We start from the raw sequence: 5,246 nt of genomic DNA, 5'->3' as shown, positions 1-5,246 counted from the left end.
TCGTCGCATGTGGATTGGTCGTCCGGTGCGGTGGAGCTGCTGACGGAGTCCCGGGAGTGGCCGAAGGCCGACCGGCCGTGGCGGGCGGGTGTGTCGTCGTTCGGCATCAGCGGCACCAACGCCCACGTCATCGTGGAACAGGCGCATCCGGCCGAAGAGCCCCCGATCGGACCGGAGCCGGCGCCCACCGTGGTGCCGTGGCCGGTGTCGGGCAGGTCCGAGGAGGGGCTGGCGGCGCAGATCGAGCGGATCTCGGCGCTGAGGGGCTCGTCGCCACCAGTGGATGTGGGGTTCTCACTCGCCTCGGGCCGTTCGGTCTTCGAGCACCGGGCGGTGCTGCTGGCGCAGTGCCCGGACGGCGAGCTGTCCGAGGCGACCCGGGGCCGCGCCGAGACGGGCCGCAAGCTCGCGGTGTTGTTCTCGGGTCAGGGTGCGCAGCGGGCGGGGATGGGTCGGGAGCTGTACGGCCGGTTCCCGGTGTTCGCCGAGGCGCTGGACGAGGTGCTGGCACAGTTCGATGGTGAGCTGCGGGATCTGCGTGCGGTGATGTTCGGCGACGCGAACGGCCTGGACGAGACCGGGTTCACCCAGCCGGCGCTGTTCGCCGTCGAGGTGGCGCTGTTCCGGCTGGTGGAGTCCCTGGGTGTGCGGCCGGACTTCGTGGCCGGGCATTCGATCGGCGAGATCGCGGCGGCGCAGGTGGCCGGGGTGTTCTCGCTGGCGGATGCATGTGCGCTGGTGGCGGCTCGGGCGCGGCTGATGCAGGCCCTCCCGGCCGGTGGCGCGATGGTGGCGGTCCAGGCCGCCGAGGATGAGGTTCGGCCGCGTCTGGTGGACGGGGTGTCGATCGCTGCGGTCAACGGTCCGGAGTCGGTGGTGATCGCGGGGGAGGAGCCCCATGTTCTGCGGGTCGCCGGGCAGTTGGCGGAGGAGGGGCGCAAGACCCAGCGCCTGTCGGTGAGTCATGCCTTCCACTCGCCGTTGATGGAGCCGATGCTGGAGGAGTTCCGGCGGGTGGTGGAGGGGTTGGAGTTCAGGGCTCCGCGGATTCCCCTTGTGTCGAATGTGACCGGGGAACTCGCCGCCGAGGAGCTGGTGTGCTCGCCCGGCTACTGGGTGCGGCATGTGCGGGAGACCGTGCGGTTCGCCGATGGCGTGCGGACGCTGGAGGCCGAAGGCGCCTCGGTGTTCCTGGAGTTGGGCCCGGACGGTGTGCTGACGGCGATGGCCCAGCACACCTTGGACGGCACCGCGACCGCTGTCCCCGCTCTCCGCAAGGGCCGGCCGGAGGAGACCGCGCTCGTCACCGCCCTGGCGCAGCTGCACGTGGCCGGAGCCGGGATCGACTGGAGCGCATGGTTCGCCGGCACCGAGGCGCGCCGCGTGGACCTGCCCACCTACCCCTTCCAGCACGAGCGGTACTGGCCCAGGCCCGCCGCGTCGGCGGGTGGGGTGACCGCCGCCGGAGTCCTGCCCGCCGAGCACCCCCTGCTGGGTGCGACGCTGACGCCGGCGGGCTCGGGCGGGCTGCTGTTCACGAGCCGGCTGTCGACGCGGACCCACCCCTGGCTGCGGGATCATGTGGTGGACGGGGCGTACGTCTTCCCCGCCGCCGGGTTCCTCGAACTGGCCGTCCACGCGGGCGACCAGGTCGGCTGCGACCGCGTCGGCACACTCGCCCTCACCGAGCCGCTCGTACTGGCCGAGGACGACGCCGTACTCCTCCAGGTATGGGCCGGGGCCCCCGACGCGGCAGGCGTGCGCGAGGTACGCGTCTCCTCGCAGGCCGCGGACGGAGCCGACCGGTCGTGGACGGACCATGCCACCGGCACGCTGACGTCCGAAGAACGCACAGGAGAACGCACAGGAGAATGCACAGGAGAACACCCAGCGCGCGGAGCGACCGAGTTCGATGCCTCGGTGTGGCCGCCGAGCGGTGCCGAAGCGGCGGACCCGGCGGACGTCGCCGAGGACGTCGAGCACGGCCCGGTGTTCCGGACCGTACGCGCCCTGTGGAACCGCGGCGACGAGACCTTTGTCGAGGCAGTGCTCCCCGGCCAGGTGGCGGACGCCGCCGAATTCGGCCTGCACCCGGCGCTGCTGGAAGCGGTGACACAGGCGATCGGAGGCGACGGTGACCGCGTGCCCGCGGCCTGGAACGGGGTCGTGCTGCACGCCAGTGGGGCTTCGGAGGTGCGGATACGCATCGTGAGGACCGGCCAGGACGCGTTCTCCGTCGCCGTGGCGGACACCGCGGGCGCGCCCGTCCTGTCGGCGGACTCACTGGTCATGGATGCCAGGAAGCCCCTCCGGCAGCCGACCCGCCGCACGAGCGCGGAGCAGGGTGCGCTGCTGCGGCTGGACTGGGTGGCGGCCGCGGAGGCGCCGGTCGGTGGCGAGGTGCGGAGCGTGACGCTCGACGCCGGCGGACTGACGTCGCTGGCGGACGTTCCCGAGCTGGTCGTGGTCCCGGTCTCCGGAACGGGCGCCGAGGCCCCGGGAGCGGTGCACGAACTGACGTCGCAAGTCCTGGAGTTGATGCAGGAGTGGCTCGCGGAGGAGCGGTTCGCCGCGTCCCGGCTGGTCTTCGTGACCTGCGGCGCGGTGTCCGGCGACGACCTGGCCGCGGCGGCGGTGTGGGGACTGGTGGGGTCGGCGCAGTCGGAGAACCCGGACCGGTTCGTCCTGGTGGACGCCGCGGATGCGGATCTCCCGGCCCTGCTGCCGCGCCTACCGGGCCTGCTCGCCGCCGGTGACGCACAGTTCGTCGTACGCGACGGCACGGTGCAGGTGGCCAGGCTGGCCCGGCAGGCCGCACCGGACGGCAGCACGCCCCGCCTCCCCGCCTGGGACCCGGACGGCACGACGCTGATCACCGGCGGTACGGGTGGTCTGGGCGGCCTCCTGGCCCGGCATCTGGTGGCCGAGCGCGGCGCCAAGCACCTCGTCCTGGTGAGCCGCAGGGGCGAGGCCGCACCGGGAGCCGGGGAACTGCGTGCGGAGCTGACCGCGCTCGGCGCCGACGTGACGATCGCGGCCTGCGACACCGCCGACCGGGCCGCTCTCGGGCGGGTGCTGGACTCCCTCGCGCATCCGCTGACCGCGGTGGTCCACGCGGCCGGTGTGCTGGACGACGGCGTGGTCACGTCGCTGACCGCCGAGCGACTGTCGGGCGTGCTGCGCCCGAAGGTGGACACGGCCTGGCATCTGCACGAACTCACCCGGGAGACGAACCTCGGCGCGTTCGTCGTCTTCTCGTCGGTCTCCGGAGTCATCGGCGGCGCCGGCCAGGGCAACTACGCCGCGGGCAACGTCTTCCTCGATGCCCTGGCCAGGCACCGTGCCGCCCAGGGCCTGCCCGCCCAGTCCCTCGCGTGGGGTGCATGGGCACAGGCGAGCGGAATGACCGGAACACTGTCCGAGGCGGACATGCAGCGGATCGCGGCGACCGGTGTGCCGCCGCTCTCCGCCGAGCAGGGCCTGGCACTGTTCGACACCGCCACTGCGGTGGACGAGCCCTACCTCGTCCCCGTCGGCCCGGTCGCCACGGGCACCCGGAGCCGCGGCACCGTACCGCCGGTGCTCCGGGGCCTGATCAAGGGCGCCCGGCGTACGGCCGCCGGTTCCACGGCCGGCGCCGAAGCCGCCGCCACGCTCGGTCGCCGACTGGCGGAGGCGGGGGCGGAGGAGCGCACACGCCTGATGACCGGCCTCGTGAGGACCGAGGCCGCCGCCGTGCTCGGGCACGCGGCGGCCAAGGCGATCGACGCCCGGCGGGAGTTCCAGGACCTGGGCTTCGACTCGCTGACCGCCGTCGAACTGCGCAACCGGCTCTCCACCGCCACGGGCCTCAGGCTGACCGCCACCCTCGTCTTCGACCACCCCAGCCCCCTCGCACTCGCCGAACACCTCGTCTCCCAGCTCGTGGAGGAAGCCCAGGCCACCACGGGCCCGGCGCTCCTCGCGGAGCTCGCACGGCTCGACTGCGCGCTCGCGGCCGGTGCGCCCGACGCCCGCACCAAAGCCGCCGTCGCCCACCGCCTGTCGCAGATCCTGGACACCTGGCGTGGGACCGAGGCGGAGGAGAACGGCGCCGAAGTCGCCGAGCGGATCGAAGCCGCCAGCACCGATGAAATCTTCGCCTTCATCGACAACGAACTCGGGCGTCACAGCGATCGCTGAGTCCGGACCCTATTGCACGGAAGGTTCCTCGTCATGCCGAACGACAACGAGCTCGTTGACTACCTGAAGTGGGTCACGAACGACTTGCACCAGACCCGCCAACGGCTTCGGGAGGCCGAGTCCACCAAGCAGGAGCCCATAGCCATCGTCGGGATGTCCTGCCGATTGCCGGGCGGAGTGCGATCGCCGGAAGAGCTCTGGCAGTTGCTGAGCGACGGCCGCGACGGCATCTCGGATTTCCCCACGGACCGCGGATGGAACCTGGGCCTTCTCACCGGTGACGGAAGCGGCAGCAGCACGACGGCCCAAGGCGGCTTCGTGGACGCCGCCGACTTCGACGCCTCCTTCTTCGGCATCTCGCCCCGCGAGGCCGTGGCCATGGACCCGCAGCAGCGCATCCTGCTGGAGACCTCATGGGAAGCACTGGAGCGCGCCGGGATCGACGCCGTGTCCCTGCGCGGCACCGAGACCGGTGTCTTCGTCGGCACGAACGGCGTCGACTACACCAACGTCGTACTGAACTCCCGCGAGGACATCGAGGGTCACGGCAGCACCGGCCTCGCCGGCAGCGTCCTGTCCGGCCGGCTCTCGTACAGCTTCGGGCTGGAGGGCCCGGCGGTCACCGTCGACACGGCCTGCTCCTCCTCGCTGGTCTCCCTGCACCTGGCGGCCCACGCGCTGCGCTCCGGCGAGTGCTCGCTCGCCCTGGCCGGAGGCGTGACGGTGCTGTCGTCGCCGATGAGCTTCGCCGGATTCAGCCGGCAGGGCGGCCTCGCGGCGGACGGGCGGTGCAAGGCGTTCGCCGACGCGGCCGACGGCACCGGCTGGTCCGAGGGCGCGGGTGTCCTGGTGCTGGAGCGCCTGTCCGACGCCCGCCGCAACGGGCACGAGATCCTCGCCGTCGTCCGGGGCTCCGCCGTCAACCAGGACGGTGCCTCCAACGGCCTGACGGCACCCAACGGCCCCGCCCAGCAGCGGGTGATCCGGCAGGCCCTGGCCGGCGCCGGGCTGTCGGCCGGTGATGTGGACGTGGTGGAGGCGCACGGTACGGGTACGTCGCTCGG

2 protein-coding genes are annotated in these 5,246 nt (G+C 72.7%); both read left to right on the top strand.

Annotation, left to right across the window (positions count from 1 at the left end):
• Positions 1-4,182 (top strand): SDR family NAD(P)-dependent oxidoreductase (locus ACGFML_RS38085; protein ID WP_393550538.1); only part of this gene is annotated, 4,182 nt, incomplete at its 5' end.
• Positions 4,183-4,215: 33 nt separating this feature from the next.
• A partial coding sequence (locus ACGFML_RS38080; RefSeq protein ID WP_393550536.1) for a beta-ketoacyl synthase N-terminal-like domain-containing protein occupies positions 4,216-5,246 on the top strand: 1,031 nt, incomplete at its 3' end.

Origin of the sequence: Streptomyces sp. NPDC048650 (genome assembly GCF_043199095.1) — a bacterium.
Classification (GTDB): Bacteria; Actinomycetota; Actinomycetes; order Streptomycetales; family Streptomycetaceae; genus Streptomyces.
This window is presented reverse-complemented; position numbering and strand designations above follow the sequence as displayed.